Source organism: Halorubrum coriense DSM 10284 (genome assembly GCF_000337035.1).
GTDB classification, from domain to species: Archaea; Halobacteriota; Halobacteria; order Halobacteriales; family Haloferacaceae; genus Halorubrum; species Halorubrum coriense.
In genome coordinates, this window is the sequence record NZ_AOJL01000017.1 from 43,483 (window position 1) to 68,746 (window position 25,264).

The window sequence follows — 25,264 nt, forward strand, 5'->3', positions numbered from 1 at the left end:
GTCGCCGACCGCGCTCGGTCGTCGTCCGCCCTCAGTCGTCGTCCGCGCCGGTCGCCGACAGCGCCCCGACGCCGGTCCGCGGCCCGCCGACCGCGTCCGCGCGCCCGCCGTCCCGGTCCGGAACCTCGAACTCCTCCAGCCGAGCCAGTAGCTCGTCGGACTGGTCGGAGAGCGTGTGGACCCGTCTCGTCACCTCGGAGACCGTCGCGGTCTGTTCCTCGGCCGCCGCCGCGACCGTCTCGGCCTCGGTGGCCGTCTGTCCGCTCACGGACGCGACGCCGTCGACCATGTCGACGACCTCCTGCGTCGTGCGCGCCTGATCGTCGGTCGCGTCGCTGATCTCTTGAACGGTCTCGTCGACGGTCGTCACGTCCTCGACGACCCCCTCGAACTCCCGCAGCGTCGACTCGATCGTCTCGACGCCGTCGGCGACCTGCGCCTCCATCGCCTCGGCGTCGGCCGCGGTCGACGCGGACGCCTCCTGGACGGCCTCGATCCGCCCGGAGATCTCCGCCGCGGACTCGCGGGTCTCCTCGGCGAGCGACTTCACCTCGTCGGCGACGACCGCGAACCCGTCGCCCGAGCCGTCGGCGCGCGCCGCCTCGATGGAGGCGTTCAGCGCGAGCAGGTTGGTCTCCTCGGCGATCTCGTCGATCACGGCCGCGATCTCGTCGATCTCGCCCACGCGATCCGCGAGGTCGGTGACCGCTGCCGCCGTCTCGCCGATCCGCGCTTCGAGCGTCTCCAGCTCCGCGATCGCCTCCGCGGCCTCCTCCCGGCCGGAGCGGCCGCGCTCGGCCGCGTCGCGGGCGGTCTCGGCGGCGTCGTCCGCGCTCGCCGCGATCTCCTCGACGGTCGCCGACAGCGTGTTCATCTCGCCGGCGATCGCCTCCAGTTCGTCCGTCTGCTCGGCCGCGCCGTCGGATATCTCCTGGACCGAGCCGGCGACCTCGCCGCTCGCGTCGTCGACCTCGTCCATGCTCGCGCGCACCTCGTCCGCGGTCCCGGCCACGTCCGCGGTGAACGCGCCGACGTCGCCGAGCGTCTCGCCGAGCGTCGCGACCAGCCGGTTGTAGTTGTCGACGAGCTCGGCGTACCGCCGCTCGTCCGTCGCCAGCGCGTCCTCGTCGATCGTCGCCGTCAGGTCGCCGCCCTGCGCCCGCTCCGCGGCGTCGCCGAACGCGTCGACGAGCGCCTCCAGCTCGGTGGTGTAGGCCGCGAGGTTCCCGGCCATCTCGTCGAGCGACTCGCCGAAGGAGCCCGGGACCTCCTCGTCGAGGGCGGGGTCGTCGAACTCCTGGGCCGCGAGCGCCTCCGCCTGCGCGGAGACGGTGGTGAGGTAGCCGCGGACCTCGCCGAACGCGCCGACGAGGCTCCCGATCTCGTCGGGCTGAGTCGGGTCGAGGGCGTCCGCGGGGTCGCCCGCGGACGAGCCGTCGGCGCGGCCGTCGCTCGCGCCGTCGACCTCGCCCGCGGCGATCGCCTCCGCCTGCCGCTCCAGCGCCCGGATCGGTCCGGCGAAGTCGCGCCGAACGATCAGCAGGGTGTTGTAGATGGCGACGACCGCGCCGAGGAACAGCGCCCCGGAGACGACGTACGCCGCGGTCCCCGAGATCAGAAACTGAGTGAGGAAGATGCCGACCGTGACGAGGAACTGGATGCCGACCGCCGTGACGACCTTTCGCTCTATCGACTCGGAGACGCCGAGCGCGTCCATCGTCCGCCACAGGAGGGCCTCGTACCGCCCGCGGACCCCCGGGCGGCGCTGTCGTGTCGTGGACATGCTCCGACCTCGACGAGACCGGGTTATGAACCTCCCGCCGGCGTTATCAGGCCCGATTCTCGATTGTCACCGGGCGGGAATCCGCAGACGGCGCGCACGTCGACGCCGCGAGTCCGTCGGCGCGCCTCAGAACAGCCCGTCGACGGCTTCTGCCGCGAGGTCGACGGCGGCCTCGAGGTCCGGCCCGAGCGGCGAGCCCACGACGAGGCCGTCGGCGTGCTCGGCGACGGCGGCGGCGCGCTCGCGGACGGTCTCGGGCGTGCCCGCCATACAGAAGGCGTCGACCATCTCGGGCGTCACGCGCTCGAAGGCGGCGGAGAACTCGCCGGCGGAGACCCGGTCGCCGATCTCGCTCGCGGCCTCCGGGTCGATCCCGTGGCGCTTCAGGACGGGCGGGGCCGCGCCGGCGGCGATGAACGCGACCGGCGGCCGGGCGGCCTCGCGGGCGGCGGCCTCGTCCTCGGCGACCGACACCGCGGCGTAGGCGATCAGGTCGAACTCGCCCCGGCGGTCGGGCCGGTCGTCGAGGCCGTCGTCGACCTGCTCGCGGGCCCACGCGAGGTCCTTCGGATGCGAACCGTTGTACAGGAGGCCGTCGGCGTGCTTGGCGGCCATCCGGCACATGTGCGGCCCCTCGCCGCCGACGTGGACCGGGATGTCCGCGCCCTGCGGCGGCTCGTAGTTGAGGCCGGCGTCCGACGCGTCGAAGGTGCCCTCGTGGTCGACGCGCTCGCCGGCCCAGAGCTTCTGCGCGGTCTTGAACGCCTCCAAGACCGAGCGGAGTCCGCGCTCGTCTTCGAGCCCGAGGTTCGCGAGCGTCGAGGGGTCGCCGGGGCCGAGTCCGAAGACGGCGCGGCCGTCGGAGGCCTCGTCGACCGTGGCGACCTTCGAGGCGAGCGTCACGGGGTGTGTCTCGTAGGGGTTGGCGACGCCCGGGCCGAGCCGGACCGAGTCGGTGGCGGCCGCGAGCCGCGAGAGGAACGCCCACGGGTCGCGGTTGTTGTAGTGACACGTCGAGTAGACGGCGTCGTAGCCGGCGTCCTCGGCGCGGACGCCGAGGTCGACGAGGCGGGACAGCTCGTGTTCGGGGGTGAGTTCGATTCCGAGCATGGTTACTCCTGAAAGCTCCACTCCCGCAGGGCCTGCCGGACGAAGTCGCCCTCGACCTCGCGGAAGTGGTTGTCCGAGCCGCCGTGGTCGCCGAACGCCCAGTCCCGGACGACGACGACCGGGGTGCCGCCCGCGCCCTCGCCGGCGACGAGGTTGGCGGCCGCGGCGAGTTCGTCGATCACGTTCTGGACGGTGACGCCCATCTCGCGGCCGTCGCGGTCGCGCTCGCCGCGCCAGTCGCGGCTGGCGGGCATCCCGGCCCAGCCGATCGCGACCCCGCGCTGCCCGTGGCGGAAGGGGCGGCCGCAGGTGTCGCTGACGACGACGCGGTCGGCCGCGAGCCCGTCGCGGATGCGCGCCGCGCTCTCGGACGGGCGCTCCGGGAGCAGCAGCAGGTCGCCGTCCGGGACGTTCGAGCGGTCGATGCCGGCGTTGACGCCGACGTGCCCGAAGCGCGTCGCGGTGAGGAGGAACGGGGCCTCCATGACGAGCTCCGTCGACTCCTCGATGACCGCCTGCGCGAAGCGCGGGTCCTTCTCCTCGCCCGCTATCTCGGCGAGCCGGTCGGCGACCTCGCGGGCCCGGGGGCCGGCCGGGAAGTCGTCGAGGTCGAAGACGCGCCCCTCGGCCTTCGAGACGACCGTGCTGGCGACGACGACCACGTCGTCCTCGCGGAGGTCGACGCGCTCGCCGATCATGGCCGCGAGGTCGTCTCCCTCCCGGATCTCCGGGAGGTCCGGAACCGCGAACAGCTCCATGGATCACACTGCGCGGCGACGAGGAAAAACCCCGCCGGTACCGGGTCGGTTTGACGGTATCGGGACGGAGCGACGGAGTCGGGTTCGCGGCGGACTCCCGAATACGCAGTGCGTTCAATCAGGCACGAAAAGAACATTTCATAAAACATTCGTTGGTGCAAATGACAAAATCCGTGTGAATATAAGGTCAGAGGACGAGTAATAGGCATTTTAGCCAAAATTTTTTACGTAGCGAGTAAATTCTATAACACGCGATGAACGAACCGACAACCGAAGGCGAATCCGCTCCGATCGAGACGCAGACGCGTGTTTCGTCCGAGGAGGACGAACCCGACCCGATGGTGACGCAGACCCGCGCCCCGTGAGCGAGCGCGGCCGACAACCCGCCATTTTTTCGCGGCTCCGTCCGCACCGCTTATACCCGGCTCGGACAACCACGTAGCGTGGACCTCCACGTCCGGTACGAGGGCGACGACGACCCCGACAAGTGTACGGCCCGGAAGCTCGCGCGCTTCGACCTCGCGGCGCTCCACCGCTCGGACCGGGCCACGCCGTACGGGGTCGTCCTCAATCCCCACGCCGAGCGCGCGCTCTCGCCCGCCGACGCCGAGCGGGCCGCCGAGAACGCGCTCGTCGCGCTCGACTGCTCGTGGGAGTCGGCCGGCGAGAAGATGTTCTCGCTCCCCGGCGAGCACCGCGCGCTGCCCTACCTCGTCGCCGCCAACCCCGTGAACTTCGGCCGGCCGATGCGGCTCACCACCGTCGAGGCGTTCGCCGCGGCGCTGATCGTTCTCGGCGAGCGCGACCGCGCCGAGCGCGTGCTGTCGAAGTTCACGTGGGGCGAGACGTTCCTCGAACTCAACGCGGAGCCGCTCCGGCGGTACGCCGACTGCGAGGACTCCGCCGAGGTCGTCGCGATCCAGCAGGAGTACCTCGACCGGGAGTAGCCGGCCGCCCGCTCGGCCCGGGACGGCGGCGGACCGATACCGGAACCGAACGGGGGCGCGACAAGCCTTTTGCGTGGATCGACCGTATCAAGAGGTGATGGTATCCACAGGCGACTCCGCACCAGCGTTCACCGCGACGGTCGGCACGAGCGACCACGAGCCGTTCGACCTCGACGAGGAGATCGGGGACGGACCGGTCGTGCTCGCGTTCTTCCCCGGCGCGTTCACGCCGCCGTGTACGAACGAGATGGTCGCGTTCCAGGAGCGCGCCGACGCCTTCGCGGAGGCCGGCGCGACGCTGTTCGGGGTCAGCGCCGACTCCCCGTTCTCGCAGGGCGCGTTCCGCGAGGAGCACGGGATCGAGTTCGACCTCGTGAGCGACATGGGGGGCGACGCGATCCGGGCGTACGACCTCGAGATCGACATCGCCGAGCTCGGCCTCCACGGCATCGCGAACCGCGCCGTGTTCGTGATCGACGGCGACGGCGAGGTCGTCTTCGACTGGGTCGCCGACGACCCGACCAACGAGCCCGACTACGAGGCGGTCCTCGACGCCGTCGAGAGCGCTTAAAAGGGAGTCAGTCGAGAGGCGGACGGGTCGCCGCGGTTCGGCCCGCGCTTTCTCCTCGTCGCGAGTACGCCGCCGATCGACGCGAACACCGCTTCGCGACCGCCCCTTCGAGTCCCGCCCCACCGGAAGGCGGTCACGCGGTTTCACCGCGTGAGCGAGCGAGACCTCCGGTATCGCCCTGTTCCCGCCCGCTTCGCTGCGCGGGCTGCGACTTTCGTACTCCCGCTCGCTTCGCTCGCGGGAACGCACCGCACCGCACGCTTCTCCACCCTCGTCGGTCGGCGCTTTTAAGCGCCGACCGCGGGGCGAACGCCGATCAGTCGCCCAGAACGCCCCCGATAGCGCCCGCGAGCGCCGAGTCGACCGCGAACAGCAGCGTCAGGAACAGGCCGACGACGAACACGCCCGCGCCGCCGAGCAGGCTCCCGAGCGGGCCGCCGGCCAGTCCGACGAGGCCCCCGAACGTCGCGAGCAGGAGCGTGACGACCACGCCGCTCATCGAGCCCGCCAGCAGGCCGTGCCAGAACCCGGAGAACAGGCCGCCGCCGGCGACGTAGCCCGCGACGAACCCGCCGATGAGCCCCGCGCCGACGTGGCCCACGACGGGGACGAACGTCGCCAGCAGTCCGGCGACCAGCATCACTACGAAGCCGTAACCGACGGCGCGCCAATCTGTCATACCCGCGGGTAGCCGACCGGGGGGTAAATACTTCGCCGTCGTGATTATTTACTAGCACTCTCGATTTATTAACCTCTTATAAAAGTTACTCAGTTGATGGCAGCTAGATTAATAACGCTCTGGGAGCGACGATCGGGTAATGGACGAATCGAACTCGGCGGTCGACCTCGACGGGCCGGAGGGGTCCGAATCGGCGGGGACGCGGCTCCGGCTCGCCGTGCCGGACATGGACTGCTCGTCGTGCGCGGGGAAGGTCGAGGGGGCGCTCGACCGGGAGGGCGTCCGCTCGGTCGACACTCGGCCCACGACGGGCGTCGTCGTCCTCACGTACGACCCGGACGCGACGGACGCGGCGGCGCTGACGGCCGCCGTCGAGGGCGCGGGGTACGCGGTCGCGGACGCGGAGTCCGACGGCGTCGCCGACGACCTGTTCACGAGCCCCCGGGCGATCGCCACCGCGGTCGGCGGCGTCTTCCTCGCGGTCGGGCTCTCCTTGGAGTGGCTGCTCCCCGGTCTCGACCCGACGCTCGCGACCGTCGGCGGCGTCGGCTTCCTCGGGCCGTGGGCGGTCACGGGCGCGTCCGTCGCGTACCTGCTGGCGGTCGCGGTCGCCGGACCGCCGATCCTCCGGAACGGCGTCTACTCGCTGCGCGGACTGAGCCTCGACATCGACCTGCTGATGAGCGTCGGCGTCGTCGCCGCGCTGCTCGTCGACCTCCCCTTCGAGGCGGCGACGCTCGCGGTGCTGTTCTCGGTCGCGGAGCTGCTCGAACGCTACTCGATCGACCGGGCGCGCACCTCGCTGCGCGAGCTGATGGAGCTGTCGCCCGACGAGGCGGTGGTGATCCGCGACGGCGGCGAGGAGACCGTCCCGGCGGAGCGCGTCGCGACCGGCGAGCGCCTCGCGGTGCGACCCGGCGAGCGCGTCCCGCTCGACGGGGTCGTCCGCGAGGGCTCCGGCGCGGTCGACGAGTCCCCGATCACCGGCGAGTCCGTCCCCGCGGAGAAGGAGCCCGGCGACGAGGTGTACGCCGGCTCGATCAACGAGGCCGGCTACCTCGAGGTCGAGGCCACCGCGCCCGCCTCCGAGTCGACCATCGCGCGGGTCGTCGACCTCGTCGAGGCGGCCAACGGCGAGGAGACGCGCGCCGAGCGCTTCGTCGACCGGTTCGCGGGCGTCTACACGCCGATCGTCGTGGTCGGCGCGGTCGCGACCGCCGCGCTCGGCCCCCTCGTCGTCGGCGGCGGCGCGGAGACGTGGTTCGTCCGCGGGCTCACGCTCCTCGTCGTCGCGTGCCCGTGCGCGTTCGTCATCTCGACTCCCGTCAGCGTCGTCTCCGGCGTGACTGCGGCCGCCCGGAACGGCGTCCTGATCAAGGGCGGCGAACACCTGGAGGCCGCCGGCGACGTCGACGCCGTCGCGCTCGACAAGACCGGGACGCTCACGCGCGGCGAGCTGTCGGTGACCGACGTGGTCCCCCTCGGCGACCGCGACCCGGCGGACGTGCTCGCGTGCGCGGCCGCCATCGAGCGCCGCAGCGAACACCCCGTCGCGGAGGCGATCGTCGCCCGAGGGGCGGAGCGCGGCGTCGGGCCCGACGACGCCCCAGCGACGGTCACCGACTTCGAGGCGCTGACCGGCGAGGGCGTCCGCGCCGACCTCGACGGCGAGACGCACTACGCGGGCAAGCCGTCGCTGTTCGCGGACCTCGGCTTCGACCTGAGCCACGCGCACGTCCGGCCGGACGGGGGAGTGGTCCGAGACGCCGAGGCGGGACGAGAAAGGGGGTCCGGGGACGCCGACATCGCCGCGGCGGCCGAGTCCTGCGACCACGGGCGGTACCTCGACCTGACGAGCGAGACGATCCCCCGGCTTCAGGCCGAGGGGAAGACGGTCGTCCTCGTGGGGACCGAGACGGAGCTGGAGGGCGTCGTCGCGGTCGCGGACACGGTCCGCCCGGAGGCGGCGTGGGTCGTCGACCGGCTCCACGAGCTCGGGATCGACCGCGTCGCGATGCTCACCGGGGACAACGAGCGGACCGCGCGGGCGATCGGCGAGCGCGTCGGCGTCGACGAGGTCCGCGCCGAGCTGCTCCCCGACGAGAAGGTCGCGGCGGTCCGCGAGCTCGCGGCCGAGACCGAGGGCGGCGTCGCGATGGTCGGCGACGGGATCAACGACGCGCCGGCGCTCGCGGCCGCGGACGTCGGGGTCGCGATGGGGGCCGCCGGCACCGACACCGCCATCGAGACCGCGGACGTGACGCTGATGGCCGACGACCTGACGCGGCTCCCGTACGTCGTCGACCTCGCCTCGCGCGCGAGTTCGACGATCCGCACGAACATCGGAGCCTCCCTCGCCGTGAAGGCGCTGCTCGCCGCCGGGGCCCCGCTCGGCTACGTGAGCGTCGCGATGGCCGTCGTCGTCGGCGACATGGGCATGAGCCTCGGCGTCACCGGAAACGCGCTCCGGCTCGGCAACGTCGAACCGACGGAACCCCCGGAATCGACGACAGACGTCGCCGACTCGGACGCGGACGCCGCCGCGTCTGGTCCGTAGTCGATCGGCTGGCCGCCCCCGACGGCGACCCGACCCTTTTTGCCGCAGCGCCGGTAGCTACGGCCAGCATGCCCTCCGAGAGCGGGACCTCCTCCACCCCCGAGGAGGCGGTGGAACTCGTCGATTCCGGCGAGGTACCGGCCGATTCCCACGGCGACCGCGACGCACCCGAGACCGCCGCGGAACGCGACCCGGTCGAGTGGGGCCCGGTCCGCCACGAGCGACTGCGCTCGCTCGCGACCGGGGCGTCCGTCGCGATCCTCGGCGCGATTCTTGTCCTCGTCACCGGTGCCGCCGCCGGACTGCTCGTGGGCGTCGCCTCCGGCGACGTCGCGGTCCCGAGCGTCGGGGCCGAGGCGATCGCCGTCGGGGTCGCGCTCCTCCTCGCGTTCCTGATCGGCACCGTGCCGGTGCTGTACGCCGTGTACCGCGAGAGTTCGGTCGGGGAGCCGTCCGTCGCCCGGCTGCGCGAGGCCGCGAGCGCGCTTCGGCCCGGCTGGACGCTGGCCGGGCTGGGCGCGGTCGTCGCGGCCGCGGTGGCGCTTCCGACGGACGTCCTGCCGGCCCTCTGGCCGCTGTTCTGGGTCGCCTGGCTCGTACCGGCGGCCGCGGAGTCGTCGGGCGTCGTCGTCTGCGTCGACCCGGCCGAGCGCACGGTCGCGCGGACGTACCCGTCGCACGACCGGACTCGGAGCGACGACCTCGGGGCCGTCGTCAGGACGCGCCGGATCGACACTCCGTGGACGACGGTGTTCCTGCTCGCGTATCGGGGGAACGCCTGGTTCCGGTCGACGCCGTGGCTGTTCGCCCCGCGCGACCGGGCGGACGAGGTCGAGTCCGCGCTCGACGCCGCGCTCGCGGAGGGCGACGGGCCGGACCGAGCGAGCGTCCCGGAGCGGCTCACCCTCGCCGTGTTGGGGTCGTTCTCGCTCGTCGTCGGCCTCCTCATGGCCGTCGCGGCGGGCGAGGGGGCTGGCGGGGTCGCGTTGGCGCTGCTGACCGCGCCGTTCTCGCTGCTGTTCCTCGCGCTGGCCGCGCGGCTGTGAAGGGGTCTCGTCACCGGACGTGCCACCCCCTACCACGCGACTCATATACCCGCGGAACCAACGTCGAGTATGGACAGAAAGCGTCTGGAACGCGCACTCGAGGACGAGTTCGGCGGGACCGAGGCCGAGCGGCGGGCGGTCTCGCGGTCGGCCCGCGACCTCGTCGACTCCGGGCGGCCCTCCGAGGACCGCGGCCACGGACTGACCGTGTCGGGGGTGGTAGGACATCTGGGAGACGCCCCGGACGGCTCGTCGCTCGTCGAGCGGTGGAACTGGTGGATGGGCGCGCTCGACGCCGCCTACGGCGGGTACGACTACTTCAGGGTGCGGTTCGTCGAGGGCGACGAGGCGACCGGCCTCCGCCGGTAGGGCGACGGGGGCCGCCGCCGGGCGGTCAGGACGATCCGCTGCCATGCGCCCGCGGCGATCCGAATCCCCCGCGAACGGCCCGGAACCGTTCACTTTCACTTTCACTCCGCGGATGGCTCGGTTATAGGGGCGTTCCGGCCCGAATTCGGTGTATGAGCGCAGTCACCGCCGACCGGCCCCGGTACGCGACGCCGACGCGCGTGGACGTCACCGACTGTCGAACCGACCGCCTCCCGGACCGCGTTCGCGCGAACCGCGTCGACGGCAGCGAGGTCCACCTCGAACGGCGGGGCGGGCGCACGTTCCTCGTCACGCGACCGACCGAGTGAGCGTCGCCTCCGGGCGGTAGCGACCGAGAATCGCGCGACCGCGGTCGTCAGTCGTCGGCCGTCAACTCCGCGCGCGCCGGTCCGTCGTCCCCGAGTCGGCTCTCAAGGCCCACCCCGAGCGTCTCGTTCGTCCGCGCCGCCGACTCGGCCGCGTCGACGTCGGTCGTCATCGCGCGGATCGCGTCGACGTTCTCCGGGACGACGTCGGCCTCTTGATGGACGTTCTGGAAGAGGTACAGGTCCCGGCCGGTGAGGCTGATCGACTCCTCCCAGACGCAGTTCTCCCAGAGGTCGCCGCGGGGCCGCCCCGCGTCGGCGGCGTACTCCTTCAGCGCCCCGGCACCGTCGATGCCCGCGGCCTCCGGGACGAGGAAGATCCGGTCCTCGTCGGCGAGGAGGTCGCGGACGGCCGCCGGGTCGGGGTCGGTCTCCAGCGTGACGTTGACGCTGTGGGTGTGCATCCCCGTGACCGGCGCTTTCAGCGCCGCGGTGTCGACCGCGACGTCGGGCAGGATCTCGTTCACGTCCGGGCCGTGGTGGGAGGGGACCGTGGCGGGGTCGGGGACGATGTCGTTTATCGGCCCGCGGTTCGTCTCGCTCGGGTCGCCGCCGCGGCGCACGAGCGTGACGCGCGCCTTCTCGACGCCGTAGGTCTCGTCGAGCGGCGCGAGCAGCCGCGAGAGCGCGGTCGTGTTACAGGAGACGACGCGGACCGCGTCCGCGCCGCGGGCCGCCTCGAACCGGCCGCGGGCGTTGAACGAGGTCTCGGCGACGGCGGCGTCCTCGCCGCCCTGGAAGATCGCCGGCGTGTCGTGCGCCTCGTAGACGGGCGCGTTGCGCTCGCCGACGCCGGAGGGCGCGCAGTCGACGACGACGTCGACGGCGTCGAGCAGGTCGCCGAGCGTTCCGGTCAGGTCCACGCCGGCGGCGGCGAACTCCCCCGCCCGGTCCTCGACCGCCGCGTACAGGTCGTAGCCGCGGCGGGCCGCCGCCTCGACGCCGTAGTCCGGCGAGGCCTTGGTCACGCCGACGAGTGTCATGTCCGACTGGGCCGCGACGGCGTCCGCGACCCGCTTCCCGATCGTGCCGTAGCCGTTGACGCCCACGCGTGTCATGTTCGCCTGTCGCTCGGGGACCGATATAATCTTTTCGAGGATCGCTATTTGAAATTAACTACCCCACGAGTAATCAGTCGGTTAATTCGACGGCGATCGGCACCGGACGTAAATAATTCAATTACGGAATAGAGTAAACGGACCGATGACAAGGCCTAACGCCCGGCCGGACGGAGGCGGAGGTATGCCAGTCGACCTCTCCGACGCCGCGGCGACCGCGGTCGAACAGTGCCTGGACGTCGCTCCCGACGAGTCGGTCGCGGTCGTCACCGACGACGAGCGCGAGCCCATCGGCGAGGCGCTCTACGCGGCCGTGAGCGCCGTCACCGACGACGCGACGATCCTGCGGTACCCGCCGGCCGAGCAGCACGGGACGGAGCCGCCGGCCCCGGTCGCGGCCGCGATGAAGGAAGCGGACGTCTTCCTCGCGCCGACGACGAAGAGCCTGAGCCACACCCGCGCCCGGGGCGCGGCCTGCGACGCCGGCGCGCGCGGGGCGACGCTGCCCGGGATCACCGCCGACGTGTTCACGACCGGCCTCGACGCCGACTACGCCGCCATCGAGGCCGCCTGCGACGACGTGCTCGGGCAGATCGGCGACGCCGACGAGGTCCGCGTCACCGCGCCTGCCGGCACCGACATCAGTTTCCGGATCGGCGACCGCGAGTGGCTCGCCGACACCGGCATGGTGCGCGACCCGGGCGACTTCTCGAACCTCCCGGCCGGGGAGGTGTTCGTCGCGCCCGCGAGCGCGACCGGGACCTTCGTCGTCGACGGGACGATGATGCCCCACGGCCTGCTCGACGAGGGACAGGAGCTCGCGTTCGAGGTCGAGGACGGGTTCGTGACCGAGATCGGCGACGACGCGATCCGCGCCGACGTGGAGGCCGCGGCCGACGAGGTCGGCGACGCGGCGTACAGCCTCGCGGAGCTGGGAATCGGGACGAACGGCGGCGTCGAGGAGCTCGTCGGCTCGGTCCTCTTAGACGAGAAGGCGGGCGGGACGGTCCACATCGCGATCGGCGACAACGCCGGGATCGGCGGCGAGACGGACGCGCCGCTCCACCTCGACGGGATCGTCCGGAACCCGACCGTCTACGCCGACGGCGACGAGATCGACCTGCCGAGCGCGTAGGGGGACCGAGGCGGGACCGACGGCCGACAGTTGGCCCTGTTGAATTCCTCTTTTTTAGCCGTATCGTCGTTCGAAACGGTCGGTCGGCGAGTCGTGCGAACGGGGCGACGGGTCCGCAGGCCCAACAGATCGGATAGTTGAAACGAAAATGATTTCCAAAGTGTCAGTTATACGTGATCGTGTAATGCTGGCGTACGCCCCGTTCGCTGCCGGACTGCTCTGTGCGACGGTCCTCCTCGTCGGATTCGCCGCTACCGCATTCGGAGACGACTACCGGTTCTGGCCGCCGGGCCCGGACGAGCGGAAACGGCGCGTGTACCTCCTCTGCTCCAATGGGTTTCTGCTGTGTACGCTCCTGACTGTCGTTCTCGATGCCGGGAGCGTGACGATTCCGCTCTGGTCACGGGCGGTCGGCGGGGTGGTCGCCGTCCCCGCAGTCGGCCTGCTCACGCGATCGGCGGCCGATCTCGGGGAAGCGGAGTCAGCGGGACGCGCCGGGGAACTTCGGACGGACGGGTTGTACCGATACACGCGAAACCCGCAGAACCTCGGGGCCATCTTCTTGTGGTGGGCCGTGGCGGTCGCTTCGGCGTCACTCCTCGTCGGCGTACTCGCCGGTGCCATCACGACCTGGATGGTCGTACAGTCGCTCATCGAGGAGCCGTGGCTCCGAGAGCAATACGACGGATACGCCGAATACGCCGGAAGCGTGCCGCGCTTCGTCGGGATCCGGTCAGTGCGTCGGGCCGTGGAGACGATTCGATCCGATCGGCCCGACGCCGACTCGTGAGCAGAACCACTGTACCGCGTCACTCTGGTACACTGGGCACATCGGGGCGGAATATCGCACGTCCTGAGCGTTTGAGCAGACCTGACGTTTATAAATAAACGATGCGGTGGCGCGTGCCGATGAGCGGCCGACAGGCCGGGAGGAGCACGGGAGAGGCCGCCGGCTCGTAGCGCCGGCTGCCAGAGGGACCTCCGGTCCCTCGCTTGGGTCGCGGCCGTTTTAAATGGCCGCGACGAGGCTGGGGAGGTGTGAGCCGCTGTGCGGTGCGGGGTGGGACTCGAGGGGGCGGGCGCGAGGCGGTGTTCGTGTCGATCAACGGTTCGTACTGACAGGCGAGACGTTTCGGTGGCGCTTCCGTCGATCTGCTCGGATCCAATTATAACCCTCAGACGGAAGTCCCGGACCCGCCTCACACCCGACGACCTATTCCACGACCGCGAGCGCGACGCCCGCCACGTCGCGAACGCCGACCACCTGGTGTCGCCAGCCGTCGCCGGCGTCGACGCAGAGCGTCCCGGCCTCGGTGACCGCGACCGAGACGCCGGGCCCGTAGCCGAGCGCGACGGCCGTCTCGTCCACGGGCAGGTCCGCGGGTTCCCACGTCTCGTCGCCCCACTCGCCGCCCCCGCCGGAGTGAACGAGCAGGTCGCCGTCGACGACCGCCATCGCGTGCCCGTCGCCGTCGGCCGCGACCGCGTCCGCGGCCGCCTCGCGGACCGTCATCCAACCGTTGCCGAGCCAGTAGAGCCCCGCGCCGGTGGCCGCGAGGGGCATCCCCGACCCGGCCACGTCGCGCGCGTCGTCGAGACCGACGTCCGTGAGCCCGTCCTCGCCGACCCGGAACACCCCCTCCGCGCCCGCGACGAGCGCGCCGTCGACCGCCCGCGGGTCCGCGACGGAACCGAGCCGCGTCGTCGGCCCGAGCATCGATTCGTCGCCTTCGAGTTCGACGCGCTCGATCGCGCCGTCCTCGCGGGCGACGAGGAGCGCGCCGTCGCGAGACGCCGTCGCGCTCACCGCGACCGCCGGCTCGTCGTCGACTGCCTCGAACGCGGGGTCGTCGCCGACCGGGGCGACCGAGAGCCCGCCCGGCGTGGCCGCGGCGACGAGATCCCTTCCGTCTCCCCGCGCGAGGACGGCGACGTCGCGGGCGGGATCGCGGGCGACCATGTCGAACGCGCCGACCTTGTCGGCCGACAGCGAGACGCGGACGATCCCGGTCCCCGTCGCGACGTAGGCGTCGGTGCGGCCGGCGCTGCCCGCGTACACGCGCTTTTCGTCGATCGAGATGTCGTCCTCGGCGGGAGCCATCGCCCGTGGCTTCACCGGCGGGGAGTATAAGCCCCGCGCGGGGCGGCGCGCGTTCCGACGTTCCGGGAACGCCCGCGCGTTCCGACGGTCATTTGGTCGGCCCCGGCCTAGCCGCGGGCGTGCAATCGGTCGCCGCCGACCTCTCGACGCTGCTCGCGGACGTGGTCCCCCGGCTGGCCCGCATCACGGCGTTCATCGCGGGCGGCGTCTTCGCCGCCAACGTCGCCGTCGCGTTCGGCTTGGTCCGGTACGTCGCCGGGATCGCGGGGTGGCTCACGCGGCCGGCGAACCTCCCGGACGAGGTGGGCACGGCGATCCTCACGACCGCGGCGTCGACGACCGCGGGCTACGCGACGCTCGCGGAGTACCGCGAGTCCGGACTGCTCGACGACCGGGCGACGCTCGTCGCCGTGACGATGAACACGTTCTTCGGCTTTGTCCAGCACGTGTTCACCTACTACGTCCCGGTGTTGATCCCGATCCTCGGCGTCACCACCGGGGCCGTTTACGTCGGCGCGCGCGCCGGCATCGCGCTGCTGATCACCGTCACCGGCGTCGTCGCGGGCGGACTCCTCCTCTCCGAGTCGAACGTCGACCGCGCCGCGCTCGCCGACGTCGACGCGACCGGGCCCGAGGACGACGACCGCACCGACCGGGAGCGCGTCGGCGAGGCGGCCGGGAAGTCGTGGCGGACCCTCCGGCGGATCGTCCCGCGGCTCGCGGTCGTGTACACGCTGGTCATCTGGCTCGTCACGACCTACGACGTGGCGGCGGTGACGAGCGTGGCGGAGCCGATCACGGGCGTGCTGGGATTGCCGGGTGCCGCGGTGCCCGTCGTCGCGGTGTTCACGCTCGACACGACCGCGGGCGCGGCGACGCTCGCCGGGACGGAGGCCGGGATCTTCACGACGCGGACCGCGGTCGCGTCGCTGCTCATCGGGAGCATCCTCTCGTTCGCCGTCTCCACGTTCCGGCGCTCGATCCCGTTCCAGTACGGGATCTGGGGCGCGTCGTTCGGGACGAAGGTGATCGTCGTCAACACCGCGCTCAAACTCGTCTTCATCTCGGCGACGGTCGCGTTGCTGCTCGCGCCGGTGTGGTGAGCGGTCGGAAACCGAATCAGTAGGTTCAACACCGGCCCGGATCGATCGGCGTACATGGCGCTCGAAAAGGACGTGGACTGTCCCGCGTGCGGCGAGACCCGTTCGTTCTACCGGACCGCGGCGATGACGCTCCACCTCGGCGAGAAGACGAAGTGGCGCTGTCCAGACTGCGGCTACGGCTTCGTCGAGATCGACGGCATCGACACGCTCCCGGCCTGAGACGGCCGCCCCTCCGTTTTCCCCGCGCGCGGCGCACCCCAACACTCAGTAGCCCGGCGGCTGAGCCGGATCGCATGAACCGGATACGGCGGCGGTCCGCGGAGGCGAGACCGCGTGGTCGGTGAGGCGCGCGACCCCGAGAGCGACGTCGGACCGCTGGACGGGCTCACCGTGTTGGACCTCTCCCGCGTCCTCGTGGGACCATTCTGTACCATGCAGCTCGGCGACCTCGGCGCGGAGGTGATCAAAGTCGAGCGCCCCGGTCGGGGCGACCAGACCCGTACCTGGGTCCCGCCGGCGTTCAGCGCGGACGACGAAGAAGACGGAACTGACGGCGAGGGCGACGCGAGCGCCTACTACGTCAGCGTCAATCGCAACAAGCGGTCGATCCAGCTGGACCTGACGACCGAGGCGGGGCGCGCGGTCGTCCGCGACCTCGCCCGCGAGGCCGACGTGCTCGTCGAGAACTTCCGTGTCGGCAAGACCGAGGAGTGGGGGCTCGGCTACGGCGACCTCGTCGAGGCGAACCCCGGGCTCGTCTACTGTGCCATCTCCGGCTACGGGGAATGGGGTCCCGACCGCGACAAACCCGCCTACGACATCATGATGCAGGCCCGCGGCGGCTTCATGTCGTTCACCGGCGTCGAGGGCGGACCGCCGGTGCGGATCGGCGTCGCGCTCGCCGACGTCGGAGCGGGGATGTACGCGACGCAGGCGATCCTCGCGGCGCTCCTCGAACGCGAGCTCGGCGACGGTCGCGGGCAGAAGATCGACGTGAGCCTGTTGGACGGGCAGGCCGCCTGGACCAGCTACATGGCGACGAACTACTTCGCCAGCGGCGACCCGCCGGGGCGGATGGGGAGCAAACACCCGAACATCGTCCCCTATCAGGCGTTCGAGACCAGCGACGGGTACGTCGTCGTCGCCTGCTCGTCGGACCGGTTCTGGCCGCCGCTGTGCGAGGCGGTCGATCGCCCGGACCTGCTCGCCGACGAGCGGCTGGAGACGAACGAGGGCCGCGTCCGGAACCGCGAGTTCCTCGACCGCGAACTGGGCGAGACGTTCGCGGCGATGTCGACGGAAGAGGCGGTCGAGCGGCTCGAAGCGCACGACGTGCCCGCGAGCCGCGTCCGCGACGTGAGCGAGGTGTTCGCGGACCCGCAGATCGAGGCGCGCGGCATGCTCGCCGAGGCGGACCACCCCACCGCGGGCACGGTCCGGTTCCCCGGCTCGCCGATGCACTTCTCGCGGACGCCGACGACCGTCCGCCGCCACCCGCCGGCGCTCGGCGAGCACACGGAGTCGGTGCTGCGGGAGTACGGCTACGGCGCGGGCGACGTCGACGAGTTGCGAAAGATCGGCGCGATTCCGGAGCCGGAGTGATAACAGACGACGGACCGCTCGACGCGGCCCTACAGGATGCCGGCCCGTTCGGCGCGCGCGACGATGCCGCGGGCCATCTTGTCCGTCGCCTCGTCGACCATCTCGCCGTCGACCGAGACGGCGCCCCTGCCCTGTTCTTTCGCCTCCGCGTAGGCGTCGACGATCCGGCGGGCCTTCTCGGCCTCCTCGGGAGAGGGCGCGAACGTCTCGTTCGCGGGCTCGATCTGGCTCGGGTGGATCGCCCACTTGCCGTCACAGCCCAGCTGGCTCGCCCACCGACAGGAGTCGCGGAACCCCTCCGCGTCCTCGATCTCGGCGTAGGGGCCGTCTATCACCTGTAAACCCTGCGCCTTCGCCGCGTGGGCGATGCGCGCGAGCTGGTAGTGCCAGTAGTGGCCGGGGTAGCCGCCGCCGGAGCCGATGGTGAGACCGGCGGCGCCGACGTTCGCGGTGTAGTCGCCGGGGCCGAAGACGAGCGACTCCAAGCGGTCGCTCGCGCGGGCGATGTCGGCGACCTTCGTCATCGCCTCCGGCGACTCGATCTGCGCCTGGAGGCCGATCTCGCCGACCGGCAGGTCGTTGTTCGCCTCGACCTGCGTCAGCAGGTTGTCGACGGTGGCGACCGTCTCCGGGTTGTTCGCCATCGGCACCATGATCGTGTCGAGGTACTCGCCGGCCCGCCCGACGACCTCGATCACGTCGTCGTAGAACCACCGGGTGTCGACGCCGTTCATCCGGTAACAGGGCCGGGTGTCCGACCAGTCGTACTCGATCAGCCCCTCGATGGCGTTCTCGCGGGCCTCGATCTTCTCGGACGGTGCCACCGAGTCCTCCAGGTCGATGAACGCCTCGTCGGCCCCGGAGTCGGGCGCCCGCTCGATCATCTTCGGGTCGGAGCCCGGCGTCGCCAGCTGGCTCCGCCGGAGGGTGACGTCGTCCGGCCCGCCCATCAGTCGTCACCCCCCTCGGAGGCGGTGATCGGGTCGTTCTCGTCCTCGGTGAAGCCGGCCGACTCCTCCTGGCGCTTCCGGGCCTTGGGGTCGAACTCGGCCTCGATGTCCTGATACCGCGGGACGAAGGAGAGCTCGTGGTGGCTCTCGGTCTCGTGGCCGATGTAGCGCTCTTCGAGGTCGAACTGCGCCGCCTCGTCGTTCTCGGCGATGTTCGCGAAGTCCTCGTAGGCGGCGTGCGCGCCCGAGTGGAGCCCGTACAGCGTGATGAAGATGTACTGGTAGCCGAGGTCGCCGAGCTCCTCGAAGGTGAGCGGGTCCTCCTCGGCGCCCCACTCGAACGACGAGGAGTAGTTGAAGGCTAAGTCGAGGTCCGGGTGGGTCTCGTGGATCGTCTCGGCGTACTCGACCGCGTCCTCGCGGGACGGGTCGGGCATCTCCGGCCAGACGAGGTCGACGCCGGCGTCGGCGTAGATCCGCCCGCGTTCGAGGTGCTCCTCCCAGTCGCCGTTGGCGGAGCCGTACGCGTCGGTACGGGCGATGATCACCGTGTCCTCGCTCTGCTTGGCGTCGACGGCGGCCTCGAACCGCGAGCGCGCCTGCTCGCGGGAGACGATCTGCTTGCCGGCGATGTGCCCGCAGCGCTTCGGCGAGGTCTGGTCCTCGATGTGGACGGCGGCGACGCCGGCCTTCTCGTACTCGCGGACCGCGCGCCGGACGTTGTGGACGCCGCCGTAGCCGGTGTCGCAGTCGGCGATGACGGGGAGGTTCGTCGCCTCGACCATGCGCTTCGCGTTCTCGACCATCTCGGACATCGTGACCATCTCCAGGTCGGGGAAGCCGAACTGGCCGAGGACGGTCGAGTAGCCGCTCATGTAGGCCGCGTCGAGCCCGGCCATCTCGGCGAGGCGGGCGTCGAGCGCGTGGTAGATCCCGGGCGCGAACGTGTACTCCTGCTCGTCGAACAGCTCGCGGAGTCGGCGGCCGGCCGGGTTGTCGATATCTCTGGTGAAGACGTCGTCGTCGAGTTCGTTGGGGTTCATCGGGTTACTGCGTGGTGGCGTCGTCTGCGGTGCGGTTCGACGCGGCGGAGCGCCCGCCGGCTCGGCGAGCGGTGGGGGCGAACGCCGTGGCGTCCGGGCGCGGACCGCCGCCGGTCCCGGTCATCGGGACGGCGCGTCGGAGCGACTCCCCGGAGTTCGCGTCGGTGAGACGGTGCGGGAACGGCGCGTCGCGTTCGCCGTCATCGCGACCCCCCGTCGGTCCGCGTCCGCGAAGCGGGGCGGAGGTCGGGGACCAGCGGCGCGTCGCGCTCGTCGTCGGTCGGCGGCCGGGCGGCCGGGCGGGCCTCGGTCGGCTGCGGCGAGCCTGGCGACCGCGTCTGCGTCGCTCGCCGGGTGGTGATCGTCGGGACCAGCGGCGCGCCGGCCTCCTCGGTCAACGGGGTGCGACCGGGGATCGTCCGCGGAGAAGTGGTCGTGTCGTCGGTCGCGTCTGACCGGTCGGTCGCGTCCGAATCGGTCGGTCGGTCGGTCGTGGTGTCGGTGCGTCGGGTCGTGTCGTCGGGCGTGTCGTTAGGTGTCGTCATCGGGTCGCGTGGGCGGCTGCGGCGGTCGTCTGGTGATCGCGTCTGTGCGTCGGGCGGCTGCGTGTCCGCGTACGGATACTGCCATTGCGACCGAAACAAATCGGAGAAGGGTAATAAACGTAATGATTGATAATGATAATATTCGTTATGTTGTTTTACTCGATTAAATGTTCCATGACAACAATAACCACGACCGGAGGGAACGATGTCCGACACGCCGAGACCGAGTCCCGCGAGCGCGTCGGAGCCGCCGGCGGAATCGACGGCGGCGGCCGCCGGGACCGATCGCTTATTGGCCTCGCCGCGCGGAGCGTAGGTAGTGAACGAGCGCGACGCCCTCCGGGCCCTCGCGGCCGACCTCCCGCACGCGGGCGACGACGCCGCCGTCGTCGACGGGACGGTCATCACGACGGACATGCTCCACGAGCGGACCGACTTCCCGCCCGGGACGACGCGGTACACGGCCGGGTGGCGCGCGGTCGGCGCGTCGCTCTCGGACGTGGCCGCGACCGGCGCGGCGGCGAGCGCGGCGGTGGCCGTCTACGCCGACGCGGCGTTCGACCGCGAGGCGCTGGACCGGTTCGTCGCCGGCGCGGTCGACGTCTGCGAGGCGGTCGACGCCGAGTACGTCGGCGGCGACCTCGACGAGCACGTCGAGTTCACGACCGCGACCACCGCTATCGGGCGCGTGACCGACGCCGGCCCGGTGACCCGCGGCGGGGCGCGGCCGGGCGACGCCCTCTGCGTCACCGGCGAGTGGGGCCGGTCCGCGGCGGCGCTGCGGCTGTTCGAGCGCGGCGACGAGGCGTCGGTCGAGCGCGCCAACGAGCTGTTCCGGTTCACGCCGCGGGTCGCCGACGGGCTGGCGCTAGCGGGGACGGCGACCGCGATGATGGACTCCTCGGACGGGCTGGCGCGGTCGTGCCACCAGCTCGCCGAGGCGAGCGGCGCGGGGATCGAACTCAACCGCGACGCGCTCCCGGTCCATCCCGCGGTCGACGAGGTCGCCGACGGGGACGGCGAGCGGTTCGAGCTCGCGGCCCACTTCGGCGAGGACTTCGAACTGCTCTGTGCGGTGCCGGAGACGGCGCTACCGACCGTCAGCGAGGAGTGTCCGGCCGGACTCACGCGGATCGGGACGGTCGTCGAAGAATCGGACGACGAAGAGAGCCCGCGCGTCGTCGCCGACGGCGACTCCCTCCCCGACCGCGGGTTCACGCACGGCGGCGAGTAGGCGACCGAAGCCTCGGTCGCGAGGTCAACTGTTGTTGCCGGGTTACCGCAGGAACTCGATCGCCGCGCCCTGCCCGAAGCCGACGCACAGCGTCGCGAGCCCGCGGTCGGCGTCGCGCTTCTCCATCTCGTGGAGCAGCGTGACGGGGAGCCGCGCGCCGGACGCGCCGAGCGGGTGACCGAGCGCGATGGCTCCGCCGTTGACGTTGTACTTGTCCTCGTCGATGCCGAGCTCGCGCCGCGAGTACTCGCACTGGGAGGCGAACGCCTCGTTCAGTTCGACGAGGTCGTAGTCGTCGATGTCCGTGCCGGCGCGCTCCAGCAGACCGCGGGTGGCGGGCACCGGGCCGATCCCCATGACGGTGGGGTCGACGCCGGCGACGGAGTTCGTGCCGACCTCGGCGAGGACGTCGAGGCCGTGGTCCTCCGCGAACGCCTTACTCGTGACCACGGTCAGGGACGCGCCGTCGGAGATCTGCGAGGAGTTCCCCGCGGTGACGCTGCCGTCGCCGGTGAAGGCGGGCGAGAGGCCGGCAAGCTTCTCGGCGGTCGTGTCCGGGCGGATCCCCTCGTCTTCCTCCACGAGGCCGTCCTCGGTCTCGACGGGGACGATCTCGTCGTCGAACCGCCCGGAGCCGGTCGCCTCGGCGGCGCGCTGATGGCTGCGGGCGGCGTACTCGTCTTGCGCCTCGCGGCTCACGTCGTACTCCTCGGCGACCTTCTCCGCGGTCATCCCCATCTGGAGCTGGAAGACGTTGTACGCCTCCGACAGCTCCGGGTGGAGGTGCTGGTAGGAGTCGCCGTCCATCGGGACGCGGCTCATGTTCTCGACGCCGCCGGCGATGATACACTCGCGGTTGCCGGCGGCAATCGCGTCGGACGCCGAGATGACCGCCTGCATCGAGGAGGCGCACCAGCGGTTGATCGAGGTGGCGGGCACCGACTCGCCCAGCTCCGAGAGGAGCGCGATGACGCGCGCGACGTTGTTGTCCTGCTCGGCGCGCTGCTGTGCGACCCCCCACATCAGGTCGTCGACGTGGTCGCTCGTCAGCCCCGTCTCGTCGAGCGCGTGGTCGATGAGCGTCGTCGAGAGGTCCTCGCTGCGGACGTCCTCGTAGACGCCGCCGTCTCTCCCCTGCGGGGTTCGGTAAGCGGCCGCGATCACGGGCGTGGTCTCGTCTGTCATGAACGATCACAAGCCCGACGCCGTATTAAAACGCCGTGGAACGAGCGAGAATCGATCCGGAGTTTATCGTTTATCGGGGCGACCGCGACGCCGCGGCCGGGCGGGTCACTCGGTCAGCAGGCTCTCGCCGGTCATCTCGGCGGGCCGGTCGCGGTCCATCAGGTCGAGCAGCGTGGGCGCGATGTCGCAGAGCGAGCCGCCCTCGCGGACCCGCTTCCCGCCGTCGTCGCCGTCGGGCGTCAGGTAGACGAACGGGACCGGGTTGTACGTGTGGGCGGTGTGGGGGTCGTCCGCGGTGCCCATGTCGTCGGCGTTGCCGTGGTCGGCGGTGACGACCGCGTGCGCGCCGGCGTCGGCGACCGCCGAGAGCAGGCGATCCAGCTGGGCGTCGACGGCCTCGACCGCCTCGACGGCGGCGTCGAAGTCGCCCGTGTGGCCGACCATGTCCGGGTTCGCGTAGTTCAACACCAGCAGGTCGGGGTCGTCCGACGCGATCGTCTCGACGGCCTCGTCGGTCACCTCGGGCGCGGACATCGCCGGCCGGAGGTCGTACGTCGGGACGTCCGGGCTCTCGACGATCGTCCGGACCTCGCCGGGGAACTTCACCTCGCGGCCGCCGTTGAGGAAGTAGGTGACGTGGGGGTACTTCTCCGACTCCGCGATCCGGAGCTGCGTACCGTCGGCGTCCGCGACGACCTCGCCGATCGTGTTCGCCGGGATCTCCGGGGGGAACGCGACCGGGAAGTCGAACGTCTCGTCGTACTCCGTCATCGTCGTCAGCCGGATCTCGGGCTGATCGAGGTCGAACGCCCAGTCGGGCCGGGTGTCGGTGAGCAGCCGGACCAGCTGGCGGGCGCGGTCCGCGCGGAAGTTGAAGAAGATCACCGCGTCGCCGTCGGCGAGTGCGGGCTCGTCGTCGACGAGCGTCGGCTCGACGAACTCGTCGGTCTCGCCGCGGGCGTGCGCCTCGCGGGCGGCGGCGACCGCGCTCTCGGCCTCGTGCGAGGCCTCGCGGGAGACGATGGCGTCGTACGCCTTCTTCGTGCGCTCCCAGTTCTCGTCGCGGTCCATCGCGTGGTACCGCCCGGTCACCGTCGCGACGTGGCCGGTCCCGCGCTCGTCCGCCTTCGCGGTCACGTCGGCGAGGAACCCGTCGGCGATCTCCGGGGCGGTGTCGCGCCCGTCGGTGAACGCGTGGCTCGTCGCCGGGACGCCCGCGTCGGCCGCGGCGTCGATCAGCGCGAGCAGGTGTTCCACGTCCGAGTGGACGCCGCCGTCCGAGACGAGCCCCATGAAGTGGACGCGGCCGCCGGTCGACTTCGCGTGGTCGAGCGCGTCCGCGACCGCGTCGTTGTCGGAGAGCGACCCCTCCGCGAGCGCGTCCGTGATCCGGGTGTACGCCTGCTTGACCACGCGGCCGGCGCCGATGTTGAGGTGGCCGACCTCGGAGTTCCCCATCTGTCCCTCCGGGAGCCCGACGCGGCGGCCGTGAACGACGAGGCGGCCGTCCGCCCCGCGCTCCGTCGCCGCGTCGAACGTCGGCGTCTCGGCCGCCTTCACCGCGTCGCGGCGGTCGTGGTCGCCGAGCCCCCAGCCGTCGAGGATGACGAGTGCCGTCTCCATACCCCAGCGTGCCGCCCGGGGGCTAACTACTCTTCGATGAGCGCACTCTCCCGCTTCCGGCACGGCCGTTCCCTCTGTCGATCGGCGGCGATGTCGACCGGTCGCCGGAAGCCAACCTTTTATATCACCAACGCTAACCACACGTTAATGGACTCCGCGGTACTGCTCGATCTCCTCGGGAACGAGAACCGGCGGCGGATCCTCCGGCTTCTCGCCACCAAGCCGTGTTACGTCACGGAGATCTCGGAGTACCTCGACGTGAGCCCGAAGGCGGTGATCGACCACCTGCGGAAGCTGGAGGAGGCCGGTCTCGTCGAGTCGACGACGGACGACCAGCGGCGGAAGTACTTCCGGATCGCGCGCAGCCTCCGGCTGGAGGTGAGCGTCTCGCCGTACGGCTTCGGCGCGAAGAGCGCGTACCCGGCGAAGAACAGCCTCGACATGTCCGGGCGCTGCCCGCACCTCTCGATCGAGGCCCCCGACGGGTCGGGGGAGACCGGCGACCTCGCGGACCTCGCCGAGGAGTACACGCGCCTCCAAGACCTCGACCGCGAGCTCTCGCTCGCCCAGCGCTGGGTCCAGGGCCGCGTCGAGGACACGCTGGCAGAGATAGACGAGCGCCTCGGCGGACAGGCCGACAGCCGCTTCTTCGCGGCCGTCCTCGCCGCGGTGATCGAGACCGACGGCACGCCCGCGGCGGTCGCCGACGAGGTCGGCGCGCGGACGTCGACGGTCGAGGGAGCCCTCCGCCGGCTCTCCGACGTCGGCGTCGTCGCCCGCGACGCCGACGGGTATCGGGTTCGCTGACGGGGCTCGGCCCCGCTGGCGGGAGCCGTCGCCGCGGACGACGCTCCGATCGGCGCTCGCCGTCCCGTGGTGACCCAGCGAACGCGGCCGTTTCCGGAACCTTTTGACGCACCGCGGGGAGAGGGCGGACGTGAGTCGTCTCAGAAACCTCTCGCTGTTCCTCGTCCTCGCCGCCGTCTGGGGGTCCGCGTTCGTCGCGATCAAGGCGGGGCTGGCGTACTTCCCGCCGGTGCTGTTCGCGGCGTTCCGGTTCGACGTGGCCGGCGTGGTGATGCTCTCGTACGCGGCCTACGCGGTCGACGACCCGATTCCCCGCGGTCGCGACCAGTGGCTGGAAGTCGTCTCCGGGGCCGTCTTCATCATCGCCGCCTACCACGCGTTCCTCTTCGTCGGCGAGACCGATCCGGCGGTGACGAGCGGAGTCGCCGCCGTCATCGTCAGCCTCTCGCCGCTGTTGACCACGGTGTTCGCGCGGGCGTTCCTCCCCGCCGAGCGGCTGACCGCCGTCGGCGCGCTCGGGCTCGGGATCGGCCTCGTCGGCGCGGTCGTCCTCGCGAACCCGGACCCGGCGAACCTGACCGGCGGCGGCACGGTCGCGAAGCTGCTCGTGCTGCTCGCGGCGGCCTCGTTCGCGCTCGGGTCCGTCCTCTCGCGGGCCGCCGAGACCGACAT

The 25,264-nt window shown here is 71.5% G+C and carries 25 protein-coding genes; 14 read left to right on the forward strand and 11 right to left on the reverse strand.

Translation table 11 applies throughout. The annotated features are described in order from the left end of the window. Nucleotides 1-31: 31 nt before the first annotated feature. The 3 genes from C464_RS03400 to C464_RS03410 form a co-directional block, all read right to left on the reverse strand. On the reverse strand, nt 32-1,717 hold the full coding sequence (locus C464_RS03400; RefSeq protein WP_006112137.1) for a methyl-accepting chemotaxis protein: 1,686 nt from the start codon (nt 1,715-1,717) through the stop codon (nt 32-34). 192 nt (nt 1,718-1,909) lie between these two features. After that, a complete protein-coding gene (locus tag C464_RS03405; RefSeq protein ID WP_006112138.1) occupies nt 1,910-2,893 on the reverse strand; it encodes a 5,10-methylenetetrahydromethanopterin reductase in 984 nt (327 codons plus the stop codon). Between the two features lie 2 nt (nt 2,894-2,895). Further along, nucleotides 2,896-3,651 (reverse strand): coenzyme F420-0:L-glutamate ligase, encoded by a 756-nt coding sequence (locus C464_RS03410; RefSeq protein WP_006112139.1) that lies wholly within the window; start codon nt 3,649-3,651, stop codon nt 2,896-2,898. Nucleotides 3,652-4,094: 443 nt separating this feature from the next. Between C464_RS03410 and C464_RS03415 the strand changes: the two genes are divergently transcribed. After that, nucleotides 4,095-4,598 carry a DUF367 family protein gene (locus C464_RS03415; RefSeq protein WP_006112141.1) on the forward strand — a complete coding sequence of 168 codons (504 nt, stop codon included), beginning with the start codon at nt 4,095-4,097 and terminating at the stop codon, nt 4,596-4,598. 97 nt (nt 4,599-4,695) lie between these two features. Then, entirely contained in the window at nt 4,696-5,169 is a 474-nt protein-coding gene (locus tag C464_RS03420) for a redoxin domain-containing protein (protein WP_006112142.1), read from the forward strand. A 316-nt stretch (nt 5,170-5,485) separates the two neighbouring features. Here C464_RS03420 and C464_RS03425 read toward each other — a convergent pair whose 3' ends face one another. Then, on the reverse strand, nt 5,486-5,848 hold the full coding sequence (locus C464_RS03425; RefSeq protein ID WP_049910810.1) for a DUF5518 domain-containing protein: 363 nt from the start codon (nt 5,846-5,848) through the stop codon (nt 5,486-5,488). 139 nt (nt 5,849-5,987) lie between these two features. On the opposite strand from C464_RS03425, the gene C464_RS03430 reads away from it, so the two are divergent. The 4 genes from C464_RS03430 (at nt 5,988) to C464_RS19135 (ending at nt 10,149) form a co-directional block, all read left to right on the forward strand. After that, nucleotides 5,988-8,405: a heavy metal translocating P-type ATPase gene (locus C464_RS03430; RefSeq protein WP_006112144.1), complete on the forward strand. Its 2,418-nt coding sequence runs from the start codon at nt 5,988-5,990 to the stop codon at nt 8,403-8,405. 68 nt (nt 8,406-8,473) lie between these two features. Continuing rightward, nucleotides 8,474-9,451 carry a hypothetical protein gene (locus C464_RS03435; RefSeq protein ID WP_006112145.1) on the forward strand — a complete coding sequence of 326 codons (978 nt, stop codon included), beginning with the start codon at nt 8,474-8,476 and terminating at the stop codon, nt 9,449-9,451. A 69-nt stretch (nt 9,452-9,520) separates the two neighbouring features. Further along, nucleotides 9,521-9,820 carry a hypothetical protein gene (locus C464_RS03440; RefSeq protein WP_006112146.1) on the forward strand — a complete coding sequence of 100 codons (300 nt, stop codon included), beginning with the start codon at nt 9,521-9,523 and terminating at the stop codon, nt 9,818-9,820. A gap of 152 nt (nt 9,821-9,972) precedes the next feature. Next, the gene (locus C464_RS19135; RefSeq protein ID WP_006112147.1) at nt 9,973-10,149 is read left to right on the forward strand and encodes a hypothetical protein; all 177 of its coding nucleotides are present in this window, start codon (nt 9,973-9,975) and stop codon (nt 10,147-10,149) included. 47 nt (nt 10,150-10,196) lie between these two features. Here the strand turns inward: C464_RS19135 and C464_RS03445 are convergent, their stop codons facing one another. After that, nucleotides 10,197-11,264: a type II glyceraldehyde-3-phosphate dehydrogenase gene (locus tag C464_RS03445; protein WP_049910811.1), complete on the reverse strand. Its 1,068-nt coding sequence runs from the start codon at nt 11,262-11,264 to the stop codon at nt 10,197-10,199. 184 nt (nt 11,265-11,448) lie between these two features. On the opposite strand from C464_RS03445, the gene C464_RS03450 reads away from it, so the two are divergent. Then, complete coding sequence (locus tag C464_RS03450) at nt 11,449-12,399, forward strand: aminopeptidase (RefSeq protein WP_006112149.1); 951 nt, start codon at nt 11,449-11,451, stop codon at nt 12,397-12,399. Between the two features lie 184 nt (nt 12,400-12,583). After that, a complete protein-coding gene (locus C464_RS03455; protein WP_006112150.1) occupies nt 12,584-13,189 on the forward strand; it encodes a methyltransferase family protein in 606 nt (201 codons plus the stop codon). Nucleotides 13,190-13,612: 423 nt separating this feature from the next. Here the strand turns inward: C464_RS03455 and C464_RS03460 are convergent, their stop codons facing one another. Beyond that, nucleotides 13,613-14,500, reverse strand: a complete 888-nt coding sequence (locus C464_RS03460; RefSeq protein ID WP_006112151.1) for an HVO_0234 family beta-propeller protein — start codon at nt 14,498-14,500, stop codon at nt 13,613-13,615. A gap of 119 nt (nt 14,501-14,619) precedes the next feature. Here C464_RS03460 and C464_RS03465 point away from each other — a divergent pair, with 119 nt between their 5' ends. The 3 genes from C464_RS03465 to C464_RS03470 all read left to right on the forward strand — a co-directional run bounded on the left by C464_RS03465 (nt 14,620) and on the right by C464_RS03470 (nt 17,205). Beyond that, nucleotides 14,620-15,603 (forward strand): hypothetical protein, encoded by a 984-nt coding sequence (locus C464_RS03465; protein ID WP_006112152.1) that lies wholly within the window; start codon nt 14,620-14,622, stop codon nt 15,601-15,603. Nucleotides 15,604-15,657: 54 nt separating this feature from the next. Then, nucleotides 15,658-15,822, forward strand: a complete 165-nt coding sequence (locus tag C464_RS19140; RefSeq protein WP_006112153.1) for a DUF7838 family putative zinc beta-ribbon protein — start codon at nt 15,658-15,660, stop codon at nt 15,820-15,822. Between the two features lie 114 nt (nt 15,823-15,936). Then, the gene (locus C464_RS03470) at nt 15,937-17,205 is read left to right on the forward strand and encodes a CaiB/BaiF CoA transferase family protein (protein ID WP_006112154.1); all 1,269 of its coding nucleotides are present in this window, start codon (nt 15,937-15,939) and stop codon (nt 17,203-17,205) included. Between the two features lie 29 nt (nt 17,206-17,234). Here C464_RS03470 and C464_RS03475 read toward each other — a convergent pair whose 3' ends face one another. The 3 genes from C464_RS03475 to C464_RS03485 all read right to left on the reverse strand — a co-directional run bounded on the left by C464_RS03475 (nt 17,235) and on the right by C464_RS03485 (nt 19,743). Then, nucleotides 17,235-18,155 (reverse strand): HpcH/HpaI aldolase/citrate lyase family protein, encoded by a 921-nt coding sequence (locus tag C464_RS03475; protein WP_006112155.1) that lies wholly within the window; start codon nt 18,153-18,155, stop codon nt 17,235-17,237. Further along, complete coding sequence (gene aceA / locus C464_RS03480) at nt 18,155-19,198, reverse strand: isocitrate lyase (RefSeq protein WP_006112157.1); 1,044 nt, start codon at nt 19,196-19,198, stop codon at nt 18,155-18,157. Before aceA ends, C464_RS03475 begins: the two co-directional genes overlap by 1 nt. A gap of 200 nt (nt 19,199-19,398) precedes the next feature. Then, nucleotides 19,399-19,743 carry a hypothetical protein gene (locus tag C464_RS03485; protein ID WP_006112158.1) on the reverse strand — a complete coding sequence of 115 codons (345 nt, stop codon included), beginning with the start codon at nt 19,741-19,743 and terminating at the stop codon, nt 19,399-19,401. Between the two features lie 319 nt (nt 19,744-20,062). Between C464_RS03485 and thiL the strand changes: the two genes are divergently transcribed. Continuing rightward, the gene (gene thiL / locus C464_RS03490; protein WP_006112159.1) at nt 20,063-20,977 is read left to right on the forward strand and encodes a thiamine-phosphate kinase; all 915 of its coding nucleotides are present in this window, start codon (nt 20,063-20,065) and stop codon (nt 20,975-20,977) included. Nucleotides 20,978-21,019: 42 nt separating this feature from the next. Here thiL and C464_RS03495 read toward each other — a convergent pair whose 3' ends face one another. Both C464_RS03495 and gpmI read right to left on the reverse strand, forming a co-directional pair. Further along, nucleotides 21,020-22,162, reverse strand: a complete 1,143-nt coding sequence (locus tag C464_RS03495) for a thiolase family protein (RefSeq protein WP_006112160.1) — start codon at nt 22,160-22,162, stop codon at nt 21,020-21,022. A gap of 105 nt (nt 22,163-22,267) precedes the next feature. Continuing rightward, nucleotides 22,268-23,785 carry a 2,3-bisphosphoglycerate-independent phosphoglycerate mutase gene (gene gpmI, locus C464_RS03500; protein WP_006112161.1) on the reverse strand — a complete coding sequence of 506 codons (1,518 nt, stop codon included), beginning with the start codon at nt 23,783-23,785 and terminating at the stop codon, nt 22,268-22,270. 147 nt (nt 23,786-23,932) lie between these two features. Between gpmI and C464_RS03505 the strand changes: the two genes are divergently transcribed. Continuing rightward, a complete protein-coding gene (locus tag C464_RS03505) occupies nt 23,933-24,592 on the forward strand; it encodes an ArsR/SmtB family transcription factor (RefSeq protein ID WP_006112162.1) in 660 nt (219 codons plus the stop codon). Between the two features lie 130 nt (nt 24,593-24,722). After that, nucleotides 24,723-25,264, forward strand: a 542-nt coding sequence (locus C464_RS03510) for a DMT family transporter (RefSeq protein WP_152420872.1), incomplete at its 3' end; no start/stop codon positions are given.

Excerpts from the sequence above, each read along its gene's own strand:
- C464_RS03505 (WP_006112162.1), top strand. The coding sequence starts at position 23,933 with ATGGACTCCGCGGTACTGCTCGATCTCCTCGGGAACGAGAACCGGCGG.
- C464_RS03435 (WP_006112145.1), top strand. The coding sequence starts at position 8,474 with ATGCCCTCCGAGAGCGGGACCTCCTCCACCCCCGAGGAGGCGGTGGAA.
- C464_RS03445 (WP_049910811.1), bottom strand. The coding sequence starts at position 11,264 with ATGACACGCGTGGGCGTCAACGGCTACGGCACGATCGGGAAGCGGGTC.
- C464_RS03455 (WP_006112150.1), top strand. The coding sequence starts at position 12,584 with ATGCTGGCGTACGCCCCGTTCGCTGCCGGACTGCTCTGTGCGACGGTC.
- aceA (WP_006112157.1), bottom strand. The coding sequence starts at position 19,198 with ATGAACCCCAACGAACTCGACGACGACGTCTTCACCAGAGATATCGAC.
- C464_RS03400 (WP_006112137.1), bottom strand. The coding sequence starts at position 1,717 with ATGGACGCGCTCGGCGTCTCCGAGTCGATAGAGCGAAAGGTCGTCACG.
- C464_RS03495 (WP_006112160.1), bottom strand. The coding sequence starts at position 22,162 with ATGACAGACGAGACCACGCCCGTGATCGCGGCCGCTTACCGAACCCCG.
- C464_RS03460 (WP_006112151.1), bottom strand. The coding sequence starts at position 14,500 with ATGGCTCCCGCCGAGGACGACATCTCGATCGACGAAAAGCGCGTGTAC.
- C464_RS03405 (WP_006112138.1), bottom strand. The coding sequence starts at position 2,893 with ATGCTCGGAATCGAACTCACCCCCGAACACGAGCTGTCCCGCCTCGTC.
- C464_RS03440 (WP_006112146.1), top strand. The coding sequence starts at position 9,521 with ATGGACAGAAAGCGTCTGGAACGCGCACTCGAGGACGAGTTCGGCGGG.
- C464_RS03475 (WP_006112155.1), bottom strand. The coding sequence starts at position 18,155 with ATGGGCGGGCCGGACGACGTCACCCTCCGGCGGAGCCAGCTGGCGACG.
- C464_RS03450 (WP_006112149.1), top strand. The coding sequence starts at position 11,449 with ATGCCAGTCGACCTCTCCGACGCCGCGGCGACCGCGGTCGAACAGTGC.
- gpmI (WP_006112161.1), bottom strand. The coding sequence starts at position 23,785 with ATGGAGACGGCACTCGTCATCCTCGACGGCTGGGGGCTCGGCGACCAC.
- C464_RS03485 (WP_006112158.1), bottom strand. The coding sequence starts at position 19,743 with ATGACGACACCTAACGACACGCCCGACGACACGACCCGACGCACCGAC.
- C464_RS19140 (WP_006112153.1), top strand. The coding sequence starts at position 15,658 with ATGGCGCTCGAAAAGGACGTGGACTGTCCCGCGTGCGGCGAGACCCGT.
- C464_RS03410 (WP_006112139.1), bottom strand. The coding sequence starts at position 3,651 with ATGGAGCTGTTCGCGGTTCCGGACCTCCCGGAGATCCGGGAGGGAGAC.
- C464_RS03420 (WP_006112142.1), top strand. The coding sequence starts at position 4,696 with ATGGTATCCACAGGCGACTCCGCACCAGCGTTCACCGCGACGGTCGGC.
- C464_RS19135 (WP_006112147.1), top strand. The coding sequence starts at position 9,973 with ATGAGCGCAGTCACCGCCGACCGGCCCCGGTACGCGACGCCGACGCGC.
- C464_RS03430 (WP_006112144.1), top strand. The coding sequence starts at position 5,988 with ATGGACGAATCGAACTCGGCGGTCGACCTCGACGGGCCGGAGGGGTCC.
- C464_RS03425 (WP_049910810.1), bottom strand. The coding sequence starts at position 5,848 with ATGACAGATTGGCGCGCCGTCGGTTACGGCTTCGTAGTGATGCTGGTC.